This window comes from Shewanella sp. KT0246 (genome assembly GCF_019654955.1).
Lineage (GTDB): Bacteria > Pseudomonadota > Gammaproteobacteria > Enterobacterales > Shewanellaceae > Shewanella > Shewanella goraebulensis.
This window is the reverse complement of record NZ_BPEV01000015.1, coordinates 46561-65471: the sequence shown is the minus strand read 5'-3', so window position 1 is coordinate 65471 and position 18911 is coordinate 46561. Positions and strand designations below refer to the sequence as shown.

Here is an 18911-nt window from a genome sequence, read left to right as displayed (position 1 = left end):
CTACTCCTTAAAGTGAACGGCCTTCGGCAATTGCTGCAACAGCGGCAATTTCAGCGGCTTCGCGTTCACGAACAGTTTGACGCTCATCAGCATCTAAAGTGTTAGAGGTGACTAAGCCTAATTCGATTTCGCGTAAAGCGATAACCGTTGGCTTATCATTCATCTCTTCAACCATTGGGTCTTTACCTTGCACAGCGATTTGGCGTGCACGACGCGCTGCAACCAGGATCATATCAAAACGGTTGCCGATTTGTTCTACGGCGTCTTCTACAGTTACGCGAGCCATGTGGTGAAACTCCAGTGTTATATATGGGAAAAAATGACGCAAAATTGTACACTATGACAATTAATCTGCCAACAGATCGTTAATCATATCATTGTGAGTATGGATCTGACTAGCACAGGTTGATCTTTGACTGCGAATGATCGCGCAAAGATCGCCTAAAGCGACATCAAAATCATCATTTACAATAATATAATCTGCATCTTTATAGTGTGACATTTCAGATACAGCCTCAGCCATACGTCCATCAATCACGTCTTGGCTGTCTTGACCACGGCCAGTTAGGCGGCGTTCAAGCTCAGCTCTCGAAGGAGGTAAAATAAATACCCCAATAGCTTCAGGCATGACTTTTTTGACTTGCTCGGCGCCTTGCCAATCAATATCTAAAAATACATCAATACCATTTGCCAATGTTTGTTCAATAACCGTGCGGGATGTGCCGTAATAGTTGCCAAACACTTCAGCCCACTCAAAAAAAGCCTCATCAGCGATTAATGCTTTGAACTCTTCAACTGACACAAAGTGGTAATGTTGACCATTAACTTCACCTGGGCGCGGTTGACGGGTGGTGTGTGACACAGACACTTGCATGTCGCTTGGCTTATCTTTTAGTAAAGCAGAGATAAGTGAAGATTTACCGGCGCCACTTGGGGCTGACACAATAAATAGATTTCCACGAGCGCTCATAGTGCAATTTCCAACCAGATTATTTATCAGGGCGAGTATTATACTCAAAGCGATGCAATTTGCGAGATTTGTGATGGATAAAAGTGCACAAATCTACACTTGAACAGTTAGTCGATTATTGTGGTTAATAGTTATCAAAGGCCTTTGCAGCGTTAGCTTCAGGGCGCTGTAGGCTGAAATTAACCTTAATTGAAAAGCTGACTGGCTGTGCTTTCGAGGTGATTTAGCACCAAATTGATATTTTTAGAATTATTTTAGGCCATTTTTACTTGGTTTCACTGACTTTAGCGGTGAAATTGTTTAGTCTGCCAACAGATCATTTTTTAGATATTAGGATTTCTCGTGTCATTCGCATCCTTATTTTGTCGTCAAGGTCGAGATAACGGCCTCAGAGCCTTAGCCATTCAATTAAGCTGCTTAGCTTTTGTATTGATCTTCGCGCTATTATTTTCAAACAGCGCTGTGACCTTAATTGCAGCAGTGATAGCTTTGCCTATTTGTGGTTTGAGCAGCTTGCGCCGTGTTAAAGACGCTGCAAAACCAAACTCGATAATTGCTATCCCGTTAACCTTATTATTGCTATTCAGTTTATCGTTGAGCTTAAGCTTTCCTGCCGTTGTCACTAGCATTTTATTTATACTTGCCGCGATTGTGAGTGCTGGTTTTGCGTGGCTTCCTGCCCCAAAAACTAATCAACGTAAAACCATTTATGTGATGGGTTATAACGGCCCGCACATAAAAGCAGGTGAGGCCTCAGGACAAGCGCGTCGCAGACGAGAGCCAACCATTGGCGAGTCTGGGCATAGTCATCAACACTTTGATGCTGAATTTGATGAAGCGCAAACATACGAACAAAATTTTGAGCCGGGATATCAGCAAGAAACCGTTTATAGAGAAGAGTCAGATAACTCTGCTAACCACTCAAAAGTTAACCATTTAGGCCAAAGTCAGCAAGATGGTGAGTCACATTATGCCGCCGATGATAAACCCACATATCGGGTCGATCGCGGTGCGTTAGAGTCAGGTTCGTTATCGGAACTATTAAAGTCTTGGCTTATTTGGGCCCAAAGCAATCAAAAAGTATTGCTGATGGTGGCTAAAGGTTTAGGCATCGTATTAGCCATTACCTTGTTTATTTACCTCATTAGCCTGTTATTTACAGGTGGTGAAGTAGAGCAGGAACCTGTCGAAATCGCGCCAATAGCCCAACCAGAAACTATTAACGAAACCGCAAGGGTTAAACTGCCAGATGGTTTTTGGCTGATACTCCAGCAAGATGTATTAGTGCTTCGTTGGTTAGGTGATGAAGGCGATGCCCAGCCTATTTGGCGTTTAGACACCGCCAAAGGTGACAAACGCTGCGCTGAACTGACTTTTAACGATGGCAGCAAATTCCGCCCAATGCAGGTCGATTTAATGGCTGACAGTGGCACAGAGGCGAGGTTCTCACCACTAGATAACAATCAAATTATCAATAATGTGGCCATGCGGGGCAGCTTTAAGCTTTGTGGTTATAACTTTAGCTTAAAAGGCAGCCAGGCAACGCTATCAAGTCAGCCAGCCTTTGCAAAATATATCAAAGGATTATGATGTTCACGACTGAGTATTACGCCAAACTGGGCGATACTCAGTAAATTAGCATTGTAAGTGTTGTGGTTTATATCAATCGTATTAAACTGTCTCGCTCGCAACAAAAAGATATGGAGAGTTGGGTGGTTGAGTTTATTAGGCAAACAATTTTGCCTTTGTATGGAATTATTGATGAAAATGCGAGTGTTTCGCCGTTAGGCAATGGTCATATTAACCAAACTTACTTAGTAAGGTGGTCAACAGGCCACATAGTGCTACAAAAAATTAATACGACGGTGTTTACTAAGCCAGAAGTGTTAATCGACAATGCCGCAAAAGTCAGCCATCACCTCATTCAAAAAGCCAATAATGGCGAATACCAGCTCGACGTGATTTCCCCTGTGGTGTTAAAAGACGGCCGCTTGTCTGTCAATTTAGGCGACAAAGGCTTTTGGCGTGCAATCCGCTATTTGGCTAACAGTCACACCATTGAAGTGGTCACAAATCAAGATGAAGCTAAAATGGCAGCCAGTGCTTTTGGCCACTTTGCTCATGCATTAAGTGATCTAGATGCCAATAGCCTTGAAGATGTTATCCCTAACTTTTTAAACCTTCCTCAGCGTATAGAGCAGCTTAAGCAAGCGGTTGCCGATGACAAATCGGGCAGACTGGCTGACTGTCGCGAGTGGGCCGAATTAGCCTTGTCGCAACAAAGCTTGTTTGATGAACTTGCAAAAGTTGAAAGCCAATTACCGCTACGTATTTGCCATAATGACACCAAAATCAACAACATGCTGTTTGATAAACGCGACATGTCGAGCATGGCCGTGATAGATATCGACACCTGCATGAAAGGCTACTTGATGTATGACTTTGGTGACATGGTTCGCGCTTTTTGCTCACCAGAGGAAGAGGACTCAACCGCACTTGATAAAGTCGTTGCTCGTCCTGAAATTATTGCCGCCGCGTGTGAAGCTTATACCGAGCAATTGGCCGATATTTTAACGCCAATTGAAAAGCGCAGTTTATGGTTAGGCCTTAAAGTCATGGCGCTCATGCTGGGTTCGCGCTTTTTAACCGACCACTTAAACGGTGATGTGTACTTTGGTATCCATCGTGAAGGCCATAACCTAGACCGAGCAGCTAACCAGCTTACGGTATTCAAGAGTTTAGTGGCGCAAGAATCAAGCCTTAAAACCCTATTTGAATAACGCTTTTTAGTATCTTGATATAACCCCCATAAGGGCTAGCAATGAAGTACCAATGGATATTGTTTGACGCCGACGAAACCTTGTTTGATTTTGATATTTTTGCAGGGTTAAAGTTAATGTTTTCCCGTTTTGATATCGACTTTGATACTACTGATTACGCATTCTATCAGTCGGTAAACAAACAACTTTGGGTAGATTATCAGCAAGGCTTAATCGATGCCGCTGAGCTGCAACACACACGTTTTTTACATTGGGCGCAAAAACTTGGCGTAACCACAAAGCGTCTTAACAGTGACTTTTTAGCCGCCATGGCTGATATTTGTCAGCCACTGCCGGGTGCTAAACAATTGGTATCAAGCCTTAAAGGTAAAGCGAGCCTTGGCATTATTACCAATGGTCTTACTGAGCTGCAAAATGTTCGTTTAGAACGCACAGGCTTTAAAGCATCATTTGAACATGTGGTGATTTCAGAGCAGTTTGGCAAAGCCAAGCCCGATGTGAGTATTTTTGAGCACACCTTCGAGTTAATGGGTAACCCAGACAAAAACACCGTATTGATGGTGGGTGATAACCTACACTCGGATATTCTAGGCGGCGTAAATGCAGGTATTGATACTTGCTGGCTTAACCACCATGGCAAACAAACCACGGACGGCATTACCCCCACGTTTGAAGTAAAAGACTTACATCAATTGCACGATTTACTGCATTCAGCTAAGTAAGTTTTCTCTTATCTTAACAAATAGAATTTTTAAGGTTTGAGTAGCACAGCGTTTAAAATGACACATCAAAAAGCCACTCGATTGAGTGGCTTTTTTGGTGTTATTGCATTAGAAGCGCATTGGATATTGAGGTTAACGCATCAAGCTTTATCCGATTTAGGGAAAGCCTCATGGTAAGCCACCATAAAGTCTTTTCTGATATGTTGCTCTAAATGCGTTGCGCGCTCAGTGGGGCAAAAAATCATAATATGGACGACTTGTTCGCCAGCAGGCCCACTGTGAATATGAATGTGTGGCTCAGGCCCTGGTAGGTCAACACCCGCGTGCCTTTCAATAATATTATTATATCGGGTCGCGACTTCTAGAAAGTCTTCGCAGTGTGCTTCAATCTTTTTAACTAAATCTGGGAACAGCGGATACAGGTTTACAAACTCAACGACCGTAATATTAAAGCTGTGATAAACATAGCGCTTCATAAAGTTGAGGTTTTTCACCGCATAACTAAAGAACATACTATTAGGGAAGGTGACCGTTTTCCCCGTGTAATGGTACTGACCATGGTGTAAATCAATCTCTTGGATCACCGTCGCCATTAGATTGTGCTCGATGACCTCACCACACAGCTTGCCCACTTCAATCCAGTCGCCAATCACAAATGAGCGCGAACTCGCCCGTTGAATCGAGCCGGTAAAACACAAAATGATTTCTTTTGACGCCACCACAAAGGCAATCGCAATAGCGGTAACAGACAGCGCAAACTTATTAATCTCGGTTTGCCACAGTAAAAACAACACCATGACGATTAAAATAAAGGTGCCGTTTTTAGTACGAGACATCCATTTACGTTGACCTTCACTCACAAAAGCCACATCACCACGGATCTTAGACACCACAAAGCGTTTAAGCATCGACAGCAGTAGGATAATTAGTACAGTAACAAACAACTTATAAGTTGCTAAAAAATCAATGACGATAGTAACTTGTTCCACAAAACCTTCTTTAATAACGATAACTTGGTGATGAATTCAGATATAAGGCTCACTGTAACATAGCCATAGATTAAGTCAGCTTTGACCAGTGATTTTAATGGAAAAATCTTTCGCTGTAAGAAGGACAAATTAGCTGTGGTAATAGCGTTAAAATGCAGAAAAGTAAATGAAAGCGAAGCTGCCAGAATGCCGTTTTTATAAAAATCCAGCTTTGATAAAAACGACAGCTTCGCTAACATGCAATTGCACTAGAAGTGATAAAGCGGATTAATGCTTCAAGAATATATAGCCAGCCTTTTCTGCGCCCCACACTTGCTTATCCTCGCTGTCATAGCCGCGATCCCAACTAACAATACTGTCTTTGGTTACGGTCACTTCAGATGTGGCATAGGTTGCCCCGCGCAGCTGACTTAAACAGGTTTTCTCATCGGTGGAGCCTGCAAAGTGCTGCTCTGCCTCAGACCAAGTTAAAAAGACCGTACACCCTGCTTTTTCAGTTAAGTCACTTGGTGTGAGCTCGTTAAGCGGCGCCTCATTTTTGTAAGCACCCGCAAAGCGCTTATCATTTTCAAAGGTGTAAACCTTGCTGGCAAATTTAGTGTCAGACAATGCCGTCACTTCATAAACGCGTTGACGATATGGCTTATTTAAATGCGTTGCAGCAGCTTGCTCTACGTAAAGCCACGTCGAGTTATCTTTAGGCCAAATCTGCACCATATTAAGGTGAATATTATAAAAATCTTTATCGTCGATTGATTGCTGCTGACTATCGAAATGTCCCTGCATCCACTCAAGTAACAAAGCCTGTTTGTCTTGTTCAGTCGCTTGAGAGGTGATTGGCACTAGAGCTAAGGCAGAGAGTGCGGTGGTTAGAGCAATATGAGTTATTGATGTTTTCACAGGAAGTCCTTTCCGTTAAATGGTTAAGTTGAGTAGCTAAAATTTAACGATTGCTCTCATTTGCAAAGATCAAACTATCCGTTTTATACATACTTTTCAGTTTTGATGAAAATCAATAAAGAGTAACAATAACATTGTGTTGTTATATCGTCTCTGTAATATTAGCTGCTATCAAGCTTTGTTGTTAGTAGGCTAAATGAAAATTCAAATTGGTGATGTTCTTAGATATAAAAAGCCTGCATGTGCAGAGAATCTTTATGAAGGTGGGTATCTTAACTTTCATTTTTTAACTAAGTCTCCAGAAGTAAAAAGATTGCAACTGGAGAAGGGCATTAACCCATCCGCTAAAATAAAAAACTGCTCTGGTGAATCAGTTCGTCCTGCTATTCTCATTTCTAGTAGTCCTAATAAGAAAGGTTCAGCAGAAACACCATGGGAAGATTTCTATGATGTGGATAATGGTCATATTCGCTATTTTGGTGACAACAAAGAACCCGGTAAAGATCCGGCTACAGCATTAGGTAATAAAGCGTTACTGGAAGCTTTTCGTTTATCGCACTCCCATTGTGTTGAGCAAAGATCATTAACCCCGCCAATATTGTTTTTTAAACGTGCAACCGTTAATGGTGTCGCTAAAGGTTATCCGCAGTTTCATGGACTGGGGATTATTAATTCTGTTGAGTTAGTGACGCAATGGGATAACAAGCTAGAACGAACATTTACTAATTACGCTTTTGATTTTACCGTGCTTTGCATAGCGAATGAGCACGAAGCGTTTGAATGGGATTGGATTAACAACCGGCGTAAGGTAGGTTTTTCACTCAATTTAACCAATAACACAGCCCCTAGTAGTTGGCGAAAATGGTTAACTGAGGGCAGCAACTCACTTAATAAACTTCGTCGCAGAGTGTCTAAGTTAAGTCTTGAAAAAACTATTAATCAAAAACCGATTCCGGGATCTGATTCTGAGCGTGTCCTCAATGAAATTTATAATTACTACGCTAACAAAAAGCACCGATTTGAGGCATTAGCAGAAGTTATTGCAGCCCGCGTTATTGATCGGGAACATGGCATCTATCAAAAAGGTTGGGTCACACAAGGCTCGAGTGACGGTGGTGCTGACTTTATTGGTAAAGTCATATTAGGCAGTGGCTTTTCCAAAGTTGAGTTAATTGTATTAGGCCAAGCAAAGTGTGAAGCATTAAAATCGCCTACTGGCGGCAACCATATTGCTCGAACCGTCGCTCGCCTAAAGCGCGGCTGGCTAGGTGTCTATGTGACGACTAGTTATTTCTCTGATTCGGTACAACGGGAAGTGATTGAGGATAAATATCCCATCATCTTGATTCATGGTCGCAGAGTGGCAGAAGAAGTCGCTAAAATTGTTTATGAGAGTGAAGAGTTTGGGGATGTTAATGACTTTTTAGTCTCGATGGATAAAGACTATCCATCGCGATTAAAACAAAGGCAAGCAGAAGAAATCCTAAACGTATAAATACCTTATTACTAAAGCTTATCTGTACAGTTATATCAAAAAATCCTGCATTAACAGGGCTTTTAGTTTGTCCTATTCAGACGTTACTCTACGTTCTGTATTTGTTCTCATTTGCTCCATTAACACTTTAATCTCTGCCGCTACGGCGGTGACTTCTATGCTGATTGATTTAGACGCTAGGGTGTTCAGCTACAACTTGATATGTTTCATTTCTTCAGCTTGAGCAAGATAGTATTCACATCGTGTTTTAATGGACTGTTTATATCGTTCAGCATACTCAGATTCTGCTTCCGTAAGCTCACCAGCTTGTTTTGCCACTTCATCTAGATTATCGAGGATGGCTTTTGCTAGTTGCTTGAGGGTTAATTCAAGTATGTTTGGCTTAATTCCACATTCTTCTGCCAATGTCATTAATTGATAGGCGTGGATCTTACTGGCTTCAAATTCATCACCAATTGCCATCGCCAGTTCTTGATCAAAGTCTGGGTACATTTTCACGTTGACAAGATCATACCATGGCGTCGCTTCAAGGCCTTTAGCGGTGACATAGAATGAATAGTTTTTACCATGTGAATCAGCATTGCATACGAGCAAGTTAAAGATTGTCCAACGAAGCATGTCGAACTTGGCTTGAGCAGGATTAGCACAGTGCTCAGCGATGCTAAACAGCTTTACTAGACTCACTCCTTCACGAATATCTTGCTCATCACGACCACTACCAAGATGTCGCTCATATTTTCTTGCAACGGAATAGCCTAAAGCCTGACGTGCATCGATTTGGTGACGACGCATCACTCTATGATGCTTAGCGTCATAGAGGCGATCAAAGCGGGTGACAGATAATGCTTTGTATTTCCCAATTGGCATTATCTGACGGGTGGTTATGCGCAAAGATTACCGCACTTGCGTTAACCTCAAGTACCGCTTTAACCACCTCTCGCGGATATATGCTTGCACTATCAATTGAACCGAAGAATAACTCCCGGTATTCAATCAGTTGATGCTGAGTATTCAACAGCATTACCGCAAACACTTCCCGTTCATATTTTCCTAGTTTAAAAGTTAAATACTCTTTGGTTGCTTTAGCGGTACTAAATGCATCTCCTTTAATGAATTTATCAGCAATGATCTCTGCGGCTTTCTCAAGTATCTGGTGTTCTGTCATTGGTCTGCACAATGCGTAACTGTGGGTAGATTTTGTGTGCATATTAAACTCCTTATGTAACCCGTTAGTGGGCTTATGCACATAAGTGATATATATCTGAAATAATCTGGAATCGAATTACTTTCGGTGAATTTTTACTCGCTCAACCAATGGTTTGAATGAACACAATAAGGATTCAAACCATGCGATTAATTAAGCTAGCAGAAGTAATGAAGCAAACAGCATTAGGCCGTTCGAGCATTTACAAATATATGAAAGAAGGATTATTCCCAAAGCCTGTTACACAAATAGGCAAATCAGTAGCTTGGGTAGAAGGTGAAGTGCAAGAGTGGATATTGGATAAGATTAAACAACGTGATGACGCAGAGTTACAGATTGCCGGATAAATAAGACATAAAGACAAGGGGCTACTGGTTCCTTGTCTTTATGCCCTGTTTTAATGATATCTTGAAATATATTAGAAAAGGCTGAAATACAAACTAATAGGCAAAAAGTAGACCTCCTTCACCTACATTATTCATTCAACACTTTTCTAGCACGATACCTTTACCCCCCCCACCCACCAGAAAAAACCACCCATCATAAATGTGACTAATAGTCCGTAGACTTATACGTCTCACAAAGGCATCTTGAGAATTTAGGTTGTAAATATGAGCAAAAAACTTGTCTTAGGTGTTTCGCAAACATTGAAAACACTCCGAAATGCTAATCAAATCAGCCAAGAAGAACTAGCAGAAAAAGCAAACCTAGACAGGACATATATTTCTGGCGTTGAAAGAGGGGTAAGAAACATAACCCTATCATCACTCGAGGCCATCGTTGATGGCTTAGACATAGACCTACTTGACTTCCTTGACTCATTAAAAAATCACATCCAATCAGAACAAACACTCAACCAACACAACTCTGATAAATAGAACATTTCTCATCATCAAAATTTAAATTTGGGGGGTAATACTAATTATGAATTTAACAGCCTTTAATAATTCTTCTTGGGTTGCCATTGAAAAGCACCTTGAAGCAATTGATAGTAATAAACAAAAAGGGGATCTTTTTGAGTATTTTACATATTTCTATTTAAAGTATTTCTCTAAGCTTCACGCAATTGATGAAATCTATTGCCCAATAGTAGACGGGAAGAGCTTTCCCGCTAAAGTTATAAACAAACTTAAACTTGAAAATACAGATAATGGTGTTGATGGGGTATATATAAATAACAAAGGCGAATATATAGCGTGGCAAGCAAAGTTCAGATCAAAAAGGGCCGCATTAACAGCAACTGAATTATCAACATTTTGGGCTGAGGCAGAATATGCAGATCATCGGTTGATAATTTCTAACAGTAAAAAACTAACAAAAGTAGCAAATAAAAAATCAGGCCACCTATCATTATTGTCTGACAAATTTGAAGTGCTAGATGAGCACTTTTTTACTCAACTTCATGATTTTTTTACTACAAAGAACAAAAAAATAGTAATAGATAAAAAAGTACCTAGAGACTATCAAGAAAAAATCGTAGAAGATATCCGAGAGGGTTTTTCTACAAGCAATAAAGGCAAAGTGATAGCAGCCTGTGGAATTGGTAAAACTCTTATTTCAATATGGTCAGCAGAAGCAGTTAAAGCTAAAAGGGTTATATTCTTTGCTCCAAGCCTTCAACTTGTAAGACAAACACTTGAAGCATGGTCCTTTGAATCATCAAGCACTTTTTCTTATCTATGCGTCTGTAGTGATCAGTCAGTAGATTCTGATATAGATAAAAATAATATTGACCTGGATGACATTGATATTCCAGTCACTACAAACCCTAAAGAAATTGCTAATTTTCTTTCATTAAAAAACCAAGAAGAATGCGTATATATCTTCTCTACTTACCAGTCCGCAGAAGTAATTGGGACGGCTATAGAGTCATTAGATGACTGGACATTTGATTTAGCAGTGTATGATGAAGCTCACCGAACCGCTGGAATTGGAGCTGACTCAAAATTTTCAAAAGCTCTTTTAGATGCATTAATCCCCACAAGAAAAAAATTATTTTTAACAGCTACCGAACGCTTAATACGACCAAGACTCAGTAACGCCGCTAATGAACTAGGGAAAGCAGTTTTCTCCATGAATGATGCAAATGTATATGGGCCTACCTTCAGTAGACTTACATTTGGTGAAGCAATTCATAAAAAAATAATTTCAGACTATCGAATAGTTTTTTCGGGTATAACCAATTCCGACCTTTCAAGAATAATTTCAAATAACCAATACATCAAAGATGAACTTTCAGATGAGCAGCAGACAGAAGCCATACATAATTTGTTCAAACGAACCATATTAAAGAAAACAATATTGGACCTTGGCGTGAGAAAGGTAATTACTTTCCATTCAAAAATAAGTGAAGCTGTAGAATTTTCAAAAAAACTAAATGAAGAGCTTATAAGTAATGATCCAAAAGATGATATCGCAATAAGCCATATTAATGGGCAGATGAGTTCACAAGCTCGGTGTGAAATAATTAATGATTTTGAAGCCTCAGACATAGGAGTGATATCCAATGTCCGCTGCCTTACGGAAGGGATAGATATCCCGTTAATTGATGCCGTATTCTTTGCAGACCCTAAAGGCTCTCTTATAGATATTGTGCAAGCTATAGGTCGAGCTCTTAGGCAAAAATTTGGACAGGAAAATAAGACCGCTTACATAATAATTCCTGTACTAATTGATGATGAATCATCTGACATTTGTACCGGGCAAGGCTTTGAATCACTATTTAATTTAATTCAAGCGTTACGAGATCAAGATCAAGAGTTATCAGAGTGGATTGATTCTATAAATTCAGACAAAGTAAGAGGCCGAAAGCAGTCCAAGGGGAACTTAGGGAAAATTGATGTAATACTCCCGAAAGAAATTGATATATCCCAATTTGAAGAATCCTTAGCCATTAGAATCGCAGATGTAAACAAAGATCCAACAGGAACGATTGGTGTTGGAGGACAGTTAGGAAAATCAGAGCGTAAGGGAAGCATAACTCGGGTATTTAAAACAGCTGTGGATTTCACCGCAAGCGTATGTTTAGAAAATCTGGTAGAACCTACCTTAAACTTGATGCTACCCAATCAAACTTATACTAGAAAAGACTTAATAATTTATACAAAAAATAATAGACCTAGTAATAATAATGTTTCTCATTGTGAAAGATTAGGGATTATTAAAAAAGTAGCAAAAGCTCAATTCCAACTCACTGGAATAGGTGAAAAAATAAAAAGTAACCAGCATGATTTCAACGACATGTTTAAAAATCAAATGATGTTATTTTCTCAGGACAAAGATGGATCTACACTATTCCCATATAGAGAAGTTTTTCTGTTTCTTAAAAGGCTGAAGTCAATTAACTTCGTTCAATTTGTTTATGGGATTTACTCTATTGAGTTTGATGATGATGATAAACCTAACATTGAGAAAGCAATATCTAACGCTCAAGAAATAAACCAAAATTACCCAAACATTCACCTCACAAGCGAAGCTAACAAGCAAGGCATTCTAAATGAGTTAAATGAAGCGTATAATTGCAACTTTTCCTTTGCAAATGTCTGGACTGATAGGACTACTGTTGGAAACCAATACCGCTACTTAAAGAATGACTTAATTATCTTCGATGAAATATTTACTTTTTCAAATAAGTGTATTCTATTGAAAGATGGCGGTGAAGAGAAAATTAGCGAAATATTATCTAGGTCTGGTGCATTCTTATCCCCTGAACTGTACGGCGAAAAAATTTGGATTAATGAATGAATAACGTTTCATATTTTAACAAAACAATAAAATCTTTAGGCCACACCCCTATATATAAGACACACAAATACTTTGCGCGCCGGCCACACAATGTATTCCGAGAGCTTATAAAACATTATTCTCAGGAAGGTGATGTGATTTTTGACCCCTTTGGTGGAGGCGGAGTGACATTAGTGGAAGGGCTTACAGAGAAAAGAAGGATTATCATCTCTGATATTAATCCAATAGCTTCTTTTATTCAGCTTAATCAAGTATCTGAAATTAATGAAGAGCGCTTTAAAATTCTTTCTAATAAGATCAATAAAGAAGTTATCGAAAAATTGGGAGAATTTTACTCAACTAGTTGCACTGAATGCCAAGAAGACTCTCACGTAAGATGGTACGAACACGCTTACAATGTCCACTGCCCTTCATGCTCAGTTTCAACCTGTATTGACCATAAATCAAAAGCTATAGGTAAAACTGGAAAACCAAAGAATGGGGTTTACCTTTGCAATCATTGTAAACATGAATTCAGAGCAGTTAATAGCCCTAGAATTAACAGTGAAATTTTAAATATTCGTTTCAAATGCTCTAGTTGCGGTACGCAAGATAGCAAACAACCGGAACAAGCAGATATTGAAAAGGCAAAATATTTCGTAGAGAATTTGAGCAAGTTAGTTGAGAAATTTAACATTGATATCCCAGATGATGAAATACCTGAAGACTGGGATAGACAGCAAGAGGATTGCCTCCACCGAAAAGGTTTTCATAAATTATCTGACCTTTTTACAAAGAGAAACCTTATTACTTGTGGGCTTTATTTCTCTTGTATCGAACGTATCAAAGACGAGCTAAAAGAAGATGAGTACCAATACCTTTTATTTTTAATTAGCTCATTACTCAGATATACAAATAACATGAATTTTTCCACCTCCTCATGGATGGATGGTAGACCTGTTGCGTGGTCTAAGCATGCCTATTGGACACCTAACCAATTCATAGAGGTGAATCCTATTGAGTATTTTTCCAATAGAGTTAAAGCTTTCAATTCATCAATAAAAGATAGGAATTCTAGATTCACTGATACTAAGTACTCACTCAACCTGCAAGATGTTCTTAATCAAGAGGCAGATTATTCCATCAACTGTGGGGATTCATCAGAAGTTAGCTTACCGGAAAATTCTGTTGATTTTGTCCTCACAGATCCTCCATATGGCAGTAATGTTCAATATGGTGAGCTATGCAGATTTTGGGATGTTTGGCTTAATAAAAAGTCACCATTTACATCTCACGATAAACTACTGAAAGCAGAGGCGGTTGTCCATAGAAGAACAAAATCAGAGGAGTACTCAAAAGATTTTAATGATTATTATTTATTATTGAACAAAGTATTTAAGAACTGCTACCGAGTGCTTAAACCTAATGGAATAATGGCATTCACATTTAATAACAAAGATATACGAGCATGGCATTCAGTAATAAAGGCCGCAATTGACGCTGGATTTTACATTGAACCTAGTGCTATTTTTTACCAAGAAGGTATAGATGCATATCGAGACACTGCACATTTACGTTTCGATGGAACACCCCAAGGTGACTTCATATACTCATTTAAGAAAACAGATAAAACTATAGATTTCAGTATGGTTCAGGATTCATTTTCACAATGTTTAGAGCGGACTCTTAAGGAAATAAAAAATAACCAGGAAACATTCACCTTAGGAGAGTTCTACATAAAACTCTTTGCTATTTCAACACTTTGCCTGATTAAGCAAGTTACAGAAGGTAAAAGTACTGCTGAAATAAATGAAGAGTTTTCGCATGAACTCATAGAAAAATTTCTCGACACTCAAGCAACTCTAAATAGAGATGGTAATCGCTGGCAAGTACGGGGAAATAAATAATGACATACTCATGGCTATCGCTAAAAGATGCGTACAACTCTCCCATTCTAAAACAAACACTAGAAAATATGGAATCACAATTTCATGGCCGAGATGAGACGGGTTATTTTTCAAGTTTAGTTAATACATCTATATCAAAAAAACAACCTTACCACCGCTGGATGAGATATAGGGAAGGGTATGCTGGAGACCTAGTTAAAGAGCTATTAAAGCGATTTCCAGTCGATAAGTCTGATTACGTAATTGATCCCATGTGTGGTTCAGGATCAACGATGGTCGCTTGTAATGAATTAAATATAGCTTCACTAGGGCTGGATGTTAATCCATATGCAGTTCTATCGACAAAAGTTAAAGGATATAAATTTACAACACAGGAAATCATTGATCTTAAAAAATATACTGAAAATATTTTATTGGTAGCTACAGATATGGAAGTAACAGCCAATGAATATGACGAAAGCATCTCAAAATATTTTAATTACAGTAACTTAAATCAACTGATAGCGATTAAATCCTCTATAAAAAAATTATGCACAGAGAGATATTTTGATTTTTTCTTTATGGCGTTACTTTCTATTATCGAAGATTGCTCCAACCGTAAAAAAGATGGGAATGGACTAGCAACACGAGAAACCAAAATTGTTGATTGCTTCTCTACATTTTCTAACCAAATAGAAATAATGCTTCAAGACTTCCAAATAACTCCTCACCTTCAAAATAATTTATCAAAAGCAATATTAACCAGCGCTATAAATTTGGATAAGCCAGATATAAAGCAGGCTCTCAATAAACAAAAAGTTGGGTCTATTATTTTTTCCCCTCCTTATGCTAATTCTTTTGATTATTTTGAATCATATAAAATGGAATTAATTTTTGGTGAATGGAGTAAAGCAAATGAAATTAAAGAAAAAAGAAAGCTTCTTATAAGGAATTTCCGCCTAAGTTACAAAGAAGACCTAATTTCAAAACTGCCTATCGTTGAACTTCTTTGTGATGAATTATGGAAAAAAATACCACAAAAGGAAAAACTAACAGGCAAACGAGATGGGAGAACAAGACTTGTTCCAAACATGCTAAGAGCCTACTTTGCAGATATGGGAGAAGTAATTAACAAAGGAATGCACCTCCTCAAAGCTGGTGGGCATATGCATATTGTCATTGACCAAAGCGCATATGTTGGTGTCGCAATTCCAACCGATACAATTTTCGCTTTCATTGCAAATGAACTGGGATATGAGGTAATTGAAATACTCAAATGCAGAAAAGCAAATACATCAGGCCAACAAATGAAACAATACCCCTATCTTAAAGATTTGCTTAGAGAAACTATAGTTACAATTAAAAAACCTGATTTAAATTAAAACCAATGCTTAGGTATCTCTAATTCAAACGTATTAGCAGCATGCCTAAGCATTGATATGACCTCTTTATGCTTAGCCTCGTCATATCCTTCGGATGAACCTCTCTGCTCAAGTAATTTCTTTAAAAGCGGTAAGTTAAACATCCCTAACTTATATAAATTACTCCAATTTGGTTCACCAAATAAATTATAAATTAATTCTGTACCATCCCGTTCACTCGCTAACCTTTTATCCCCTAAAATTAAACTTTCTGCTTTTTCAGCTTCATCTTTGTCTTCATATGTATTCAATAATTTCATATGCACAACCTATTTATTAATAATGGTCTTCAAATTTACAGAGAGTATGTATAAGGCATCACTTCGCTAATCAAAATAGTCATACCGATCATAAATCCCTTCAACACCTTCAATTTATGATTCAAACAGCGCTCGGCGACATGGCCGGGCGTTCCTTGTGCCGCTAATAGACTTCTGCAAGTGCGCCTTAAATCATGTACGGTGAAATGTGCCATGTCACCCATTTGGTTAGCTGGTTGTTTCTTCTTGCCTGCCTCATGACCAAACAACTTAGTAATAGCGCGATTAAGCGTATCTTTGCCCATACAGGGCCGCTTGCTTCTTCTGCGACTAGGGAAAACATAGTCTGATCCACATGCTCTGATCTGAAGCTCTTTAAGCCACTCTAAGACTGTTTCAGGTAACGGTATAACAATGCCGACACCGGACTTACTGCGATCTTTAGGAAGGCTCCATTTAGCCTCTTCCAAATCAAATTCCTGCCATAACGCTTCTGTTAACTCCCCTTTCCTTACACTTAATACCACCAGCAATGCACAAGCGAGATAATTATCACGGCTAAAGCTGTCGCTGTTGTCACGTGCTGTATGAAAGAAATGGGTGAGCTCTTCGATGGTTAAGGCTCTGTCTTTACTCTTTTCTACTCCACCAGCATCCGTAACCGAAAATGCACTCGCTGGATTTGCGCTAAGCAGATCCAGTTTTATGCCGTGATTGAAAAGTTGCTTGCTGTACATCAGAGCATCGTTAGCGATTGCTGGGCGGTTAGTGGCTGCGATGGCTTGTAATACTGCTCTTATGTCTCTGGCTGTGACGCTATCGACGCTGAAGCTACCTATATGTGGAGCAATGTCTTTACGGTAGATACGTTCGGGGATTTCGTGATGTTTTAGTCTTTTGATATTACCTAAATGCCAATCGGCAAACAGATCATCAACGGTTTTAATTTCGGCTTGTTCGGCGCGTTTCTTGGCAACGAGAGGATCTAGACCATCACGAAACTGCTTCATTTTAATTGCGGCTTCTGCGCGAGCATCTGCCAATGAAAGATCACTGTACTTAGCCAAAGTCATCTCTTTGCGTTTTTTGTTGGCGGTGTAGCGGAGCATCCAAAATGGTTTGCCGGATTTGGGAACGACAAAATATAAACCTTCACCATCAGCGAATCGGCAAGGCACTCCTTTGGATTTTGCTGCAACTTCCTTTGCGGTTAACTTTCCCATAAGCCCTTAGTCTCCAGTCAAATACAAGGGTGGGTTATTTACCCACCACCATGCATTGGCTATATACTAAGTTACTCACCATATCACCCACCATTTAACGTTGGAAAGTAGTGGGTGCTAATGGACCTCTTTGGACTGAGGTTTAATTAAAGCGTTTAAAATCAGTGGTCAAAGGTTTTATTTGGACTCTATTGGATGCTATTCAACGTTTTGGATCTGTTCTCTCATCTGCTCAATCAACACTTTAAGCTCTACCGCTGCGGCGGTGACTTCTGCGCTGATTGATTTAGAGGCTAGGGTGTTAGATTCGCGGTTAAACTCTTGCATCATGAAATCTAAACGGCGGCCTTGTGCACCACCTTTTTTGAGGATTAAACGCGTTTCAGCAACATGTGCGTCAAGGCGGTCCATCTCTTCTGCGACATCCATCTTTTGTGCAAGTAGCACCATTTCTTGTTCCATTCGGGCTGGATCAAGTTCGCCGGTGATTTCTGCTAAACGGTTGGTGAGCTTGTCACGTTGCCACTGCATAACCGCTGGCATGTGTTCACGTACGATTGCGACTTGCTCAACAATTTGGTCTAGGCGAGTTTGTAACATAGTGTTGATGGCTTCACCTTCACGGCCACGGGCTTCAATAAATTGCGCTACTGCGCCATCAAAAGCGACCAGCAGGTCTTTGTTGATATCGTCCATATCTTGCTCTGCGCCCGACATCACACCAGGCCAGCGTAGTATGTCTGCTAAGTTAAGCTCACCGTGGCTAGATTCTTTCTTTAACCAATCTGCAGCATTCAGCAGTTGTTTGGCTAAGTCTTGGTTTAGGCGCATTTCACTGCTGCCAGACTCTGATAATTCGTAACGTAGGTTTACTTCTACTTTGCCGCGGTTTAATCGCTTACGCAGGCGGTCACGTAATACGGGTTCAAGGCTACGCATTTGCTCTGGTAAACGTAGGTAAGTTTCCAAGTAACGTTGATTGACTGAGCGGAGTTCCCAAGAGGCAGTGCCCCATTCGGCTTTGTGCTCAATGCGAGCGTAGGCGGTCATACTTTGGATCATGTTTGAACCCTAATTAAGTTAGCGGCAATTGTATTGTGTCGATTATAGTCTGCTAGCAGTGAAGGTCAAAGTATACAAAAGCTTATGGACTAGCTTTTACATTAATATGCAACTTACGCCGACTTTTTAGGTCATATTGGCTACATATGTGCGGGCGAATGGATTTATCATGGCTGCTTGTTACTGGTAATTAACGTGTTGTTGGCAATGAGCATCGAATTACACGATTGAATTGTTTATAGTAAGCCTACATCTGCTGCTTGTGCCTAAAAGGTT

General features: G+C 39.6%; 17 protein-coding genes and 1 pseudogene. 9 read left to right on the top strand and 9 right to left on the bottom strand.

Going from position 1 to position 18911, the window contains the following annotated elements; genetic code table 11:
• Positions 1-7 precede the first annotated feature (7 nt).
• Both rpoZ and gmk read right to left on the bottom strand, forming a co-directional pair.
• A complete protein-coding gene (gene rpoZ, locus K5Q58_RS09360) occupies positions 8-286 on the bottom strand; it encodes a DNA-directed RNA polymerase subunit omega (protein ID WP_102531199.1) in 279 nt (92 codons plus the stop codon).
• A gap of 60 nt (positions 287-346) precedes the next feature.
• Positions 347-970: a guanylate kinase gene (gene gmk / locus K5Q58_RS09355; protein WP_220753661.1), complete on the bottom strand. Its 624-nt coding sequence runs from the start codon at positions 968-970 to the stop codon at positions 347-349.
• 342 nt (positions 971-1312) lie between these two features.
• Here gmk and K5Q58_RS09350 point away from each other — a divergent pair, with 342 nt between their 5' ends.
• The 3 genes from K5Q58_RS09350 (at position 1313) to yjjG (ending at position 4472) form a co-directional block, all read left to right on the top strand.
• Positions 1313-2560: a hypothetical protein gene (locus tag K5Q58_RS09350; protein ID WP_220753660.1), complete on the top strand. Its 1248-nt coding sequence runs from the start codon at positions 1313-1315 to the stop codon at positions 2558-2560.
• Positions 2561-2682: 122 nt separating this feature from the next.
• The gene (locus K5Q58_RS09345; RefSeq protein ID WP_220753712.1) at positions 2683-3750 is read left to right on the top strand and encodes a phosphotransferase enzyme family protein; all 1068 of its coding nucleotides are present in this window, start codon (positions 2683-2685) and stop codon (positions 3748-3750) included.
• 41 nt (positions 3751-3791) lie between these two features.
• Entirely contained in the window at positions 3792-4472 is a 681-nt protein-coding gene (gene yjjG / locus K5Q58_RS09340) for a pyrimidine 5'-nucleotidase (protein WP_220753659.1), read from the top strand.
• A 140-nt stretch (positions 4473-4612) separates the two neighbouring features.
• Here the strand turns inward: yjjG and K5Q58_RS09335 are convergent, their stop codons facing one another.
• Positions 4613-5461, bottom strand: a complete 849-nt coding sequence (locus tag K5Q58_RS09335; RefSeq protein ID WP_220753658.1) for a mechanosensitive ion channel family protein — start codon at positions 5459-5461, stop codon at positions 4613-4615.
• 267 nt (positions 5462-5728) lie between these two features.
• Positions 5729-6361: a chromophore lyase CpcT/CpeT gene (locus K5Q58_RS09330; protein WP_220753657.1), complete on the bottom strand. Its 633-nt coding sequence runs from the start codon at positions 6359-6361 to the stop codon at positions 5729-5731.
• Positions 6362-6557: 196 nt separating this feature from the next.
• On the opposite strand from K5Q58_RS09330, the gene K5Q58_RS09325 reads away from it, so the two are divergent.
• Complete coding sequence (locus K5Q58_RS09325; protein ID WP_220753656.1) at positions 6558-7856, top strand: restriction endonuclease; 1299 nt, start codon at positions 6558-6560, stop codon at positions 7854-7856.
• A gap of 189 nt (positions 7857-8045) precedes the next feature.
• Here the strand turns inward: K5Q58_RS09325 and K5Q58_RS09315 are convergent, their stop codons facing one another.
• Together K5Q58_RS09315 and K5Q58_RS09310 are read right to left on the bottom strand one after the other, a co-directional pair.
• Positions 8046-8723 (bottom strand): HipA domain-containing protein, encoded by a 678-nt coding sequence (locus K5Q58_RS09315; protein ID WP_259651300.1) that lies wholly within the window; start codon positions 8721-8723, stop codon positions 8046-8048.
• Positions 8680-9063, bottom strand: a complete 384-nt coding sequence (locus K5Q58_RS09310; protein ID WP_220753655.1) for a JAB domain-containing protein — start codon at positions 9061-9063, stop codon at positions 8680-8682. Before K5Q58_RS09310 ends, K5Q58_RS09315 begins: the two co-directional genes overlap by 44 nt.
• A gap of 140 nt (positions 9064-9203) precedes the next feature.
• Between K5Q58_RS09310 and K5Q58_RS09305 the strand changes: the two genes are divergently transcribed.
• The 5 genes from K5Q58_RS09305 (at position 9204) to K5Q58_RS09285 (ending at position 16051) form a co-directional block, all read left to right on the top strand.
• The gene (locus tag K5Q58_RS09305; RefSeq protein ID WP_220753654.1) at positions 9204-9407 is read left to right on the top strand and encodes an AlpA family transcriptional regulator; all 204 of its coding nucleotides are present in this window, start codon (positions 9204-9206) and stop codon (positions 9405-9407) included.
• A 264-nt stretch (positions 9408-9671) separates the two neighbouring features.
• Entirely contained in the window at positions 9672-9938 is a 267-nt protein-coding gene (locus K5Q58_RS09300) for a helix-turn-helix domain-containing protein (protein ID WP_220753653.1), read from the top strand.
• Between the two features lie 46 nt (positions 9939-9984).
• Complete coding sequence (locus K5Q58_RS09295) at positions 9985-12804, top strand: DEAD/DEAH box helicase family protein (RefSeq protein ID WP_220753652.1); 2820 nt, start codon at positions 9985-9987, stop codon at positions 12802-12804.
• A complete protein-coding gene (locus K5Q58_RS09290; RefSeq protein ID WP_220753651.1) occupies positions 12801-14690 on the top strand; it encodes a DNA methyltransferase in 1890 nt (629 codons plus the stop codon). The genes K5Q58_RS09295 and K5Q58_RS09290 overlap by 4 nt, the downstream gene beginning before the upstream one ends.
• Entirely contained in the window at positions 14690-16051 is a 1362-nt protein-coding gene (locus K5Q58_RS09285; RefSeq protein ID WP_220753650.1) for a DNA methyltransferase, read from the top strand. The genes K5Q58_RS09290 and K5Q58_RS09285 overlap by 1 nt, the downstream gene beginning before the upstream one ends.
• Here K5Q58_RS09285 and K5Q58_RS09280 read toward each other — a convergent pair.
• The 3 genes and pseudogenes from K5Q58_RS09280 to K5Q58_RS09270 form a co-directional block, all read right to left on the bottom strand.
• A complete protein-coding gene (locus K5Q58_RS09280; RefSeq protein ID WP_220753649.1) occupies positions 16048-16350 on the bottom strand; it encodes a hypothetical protein in 303 nt (100 codons plus the stop codon). The two genes, K5Q58_RS09285 and K5Q58_RS09280, sit on opposite strands and share 4 nt — an antisense overlap.
• Before the next feature lie 66 nt (positions 16351-16416).
• Positions 16417-17573 (bottom strand): annotated as a pseudogene (locus tag K5Q58_RS09275) (tyrosine-type recombinase/integrase).
• 198 nt (positions 17574-17771) lie between these two features.
• Entirely contained in the window at positions 17772-18635 is an 864-nt protein-coding gene (locus K5Q58_RS09270; protein WP_220753648.1) for a YicC/YloC family endoribonuclease, read from the bottom strand.
• Positions 18636-18911: the final 276 nt, after the last annotated feature.

Bases quoted from the DNA above. Each gene is read 5' to 3' on its own strand.
- yjjG (WP_220753659.1), top strand. From the start codon at position 3,792: ATGAAGTACCAATGGATATTGTTTGACGCCGACGAAACCTTGTTTGAT.
- K5Q58_RS09325 (WP_220753656.1), top strand. From the start codon at position 6,558: ATGAAAATTCAAATTGGTGATGTTCTTAGATATAAAAAGCCTGCATGT.
- rpoZ (WP_102531199.1), bottom strand. From the start codon at position 286: ATGGCTCGCGTAACTGTAGAAGACGCCGTAGAACAAATCGGCAACCGT.
- K5Q58_RS09285 (WP_220753650.1), top strand. From the start codon at position 14,690: ATGACATACTCATGGCTATCGCTAAAAGATGCGTACAACTCTCCCATT.
- K5Q58_RS09315 (WP_259651300.1), bottom strand. From the start codon at position 8,723: ATGCCAATTGGGAAATACAAAGCATTATCTGTCACCCGCTTTGATCGC.
- K5Q58_RS09300 (WP_220753653.1), top strand. From the start codon at position 9,672: ATGAGCAAAAAACTTGTCTTAGGTGTTTCGCAAACATTGAAAACACTC.
- K5Q58_RS09280 (WP_220753649.1), bottom strand. From the start codon at position 16,350: ATGAAATTATTGAATACATATGAAGACAAAGATGAAGCTGAAAAAGCA.
- K5Q58_RS09290 (WP_220753651.1), top strand. From the start codon at position 12,801: ATGAATAACGTTTCATATTTTAACAAAACAATAAAATCTTTAGGCCAC.
- K5Q58_RS09310 (WP_220753655.1), bottom strand. From the start codon at position 9,063: ATGCACACAAAATCTACCCACAGTTACGCATTGTGCAGACCAATGACA.
- K5Q58_RS09295 (WP_220753652.1), top strand. From the start codon at position 9,985: ATGAATTTAACAGCCTTTAATAATTCTTCTTGGGTTGCCATTGAAAAG.
- K5Q58_RS09305 (WP_220753654.1), top strand. From the start codon at position 9,204: ATGCGATTAATTAAGCTAGCAGAAGTAATGAAGCAAACAGCATTAGGC.
- K5Q58_RS09270 (WP_220753648.1), bottom strand. From the start codon at position 18,635: ATGATCCAAAGTATGACCGCCTACGCTCGCATTGAGCACAAAGCCGAA.
- gmk (WP_220753661.1), bottom strand. From the start codon at position 970: ATGAGCGCTCGTGGAAATCTATTTATTGTGTCAGCCCCAAGTGGCGCC.